Origin of the sequence: uncultured Jannaschia sp., assembly GCF_947494025.1 — a bacterium.
In the GTDB taxonomy this organism is placed as follows: Bacteria; Pseudomonadota; Alphaproteobacteria; order Rhodobacterales; family Rhodobacteraceae; genus Jannaschia.
The window spans coordinates 1-1248 of record NZ_CANLTQ010000105.1; the positions used below are offsets into that span (position 1 = coordinate 1).

General features: G+C 55.9%; 2 protein-coding genes. Both read right to left on the reverse strand.

The window, feature by feature from the left end; genetic code table 11:
* Nucleotides 1-113 precede the first annotated feature (113 nt).
* Nucleotides 114-242, reverse strand: a complete 129-nt coding sequence (locus Q1B08_RS21445; RefSeq protein ID WP_299823393.1) for a hypothetical protein — start codon at nt 240-242, stop codon at nt 114-116.
* A 139-nt stretch (nt 243-381) separates the two neighbouring features.
* Complete coding sequence (locus Q1B08_RS21450) at nt 382-1185, reverse strand: glycosyl transferase (protein WP_299823396.1); 804 nt, start codon at nt 1183-1185, stop codon at nt 382-384.
* Nucleotides 1186-1248 lie beyond the last annotated feature (63 nt).

Genomic DNA, 1248 nt, shown 5'->3' on the forward strand with positions numbered 1-1248 from the left:
ACTACAAGATCACCCGCGTGGATGACCTGCTGCCTTGGAATGCCACCGGGTAAGGGCGGTCAGACTGGACGCTTACGACGATCCCGGCCGGGAACGCCATGTTCGGCTTGGGCTCACCCGCGGTTCCCGGTGCGCGACCCTGCCGCTCCGGCGACCACCCGCGCCGCCGCCCGGCACGAATGATCCGCGGCGATGCGGCCGAGGACCCGCCCGTGAAGCTCCATCGCGTGGAACGTGCCCATGTTCCACCTCCCGTCGAAAGCGAACCGGACAAACGACCCATCAGGAATCCCCCGTGAGTCAGGATAGGGGCAAACTGCCTTAACACATAGACAAAGACTTTTAGAAAAATACGTCAGGCTTAAAAAAGAAAACAGTGCTTCAGTCCCGCCACGCCTCCTCAACCCACTTCGTCGGATGGACGTAGCTTCTCACAGCCTTGTATCCAAGGCGGTTTCTTCTGACATCTTTAAGATGATTGCGAACGCTTCGATGTTCTTCTTTTCGGTTCCACCGCCCTGCTATAGCATCCGGCGGATTTAGGTGACCCGCGAAGATTATTACCTTAGCGCTTTTCGGCTTTTTCGGGGCCATAATAAGATTAAGAGGAAATAGAGGCACACACTGAATGCGAAAGTGCTTCACCCAAGACCTCGGCCAGAAGCGAACGCCCCCGGGCGCATTCGATGTCACGTAGTTCTGCTCGTAACGATATTTCGCGCCAACAGCTTGAGGATCAGTTCGAAACTTCTCAAGAATGGGCTCGAGTTTCCCGACTGGAAACCGGAATAGTGAGGTCTGTCCGATTCTATGGAAGGGCTTTGCCGCATTGCGGGACAGAAAGACATCCTCCGGGTTACCGTAGTCGAAGAACTCGTCAAGCGAACGTAAAATGACCACATCTAGGTCCACGAACAGGACCGGTCCCTTTAGGTCCGACAATTCATTGGCCCATAGAGCCGCCTTCGGCCACTTCCCCGGCACGCCGTGTGGCATCTCGACACCGACATCAGGAATTGGTGCGTGCCTTACCTCCGGCCGCAACCCATGAGCATCGTCGGTGAGAACGGTGAATGTAAACGGCGGGGTAATATTTCGCGCTACCATTCCATACAACCGATTGACATAATCGGGGCTGTACCGGTTGCCCCATTTAATACAGAGGATTTGTTTGGGGTTTGGCATGGCGCGGGCTTATCCTGGGAGGGTTAGGTTTGCTGCGGCACATGAAAACGCCCCGCGGCAGGG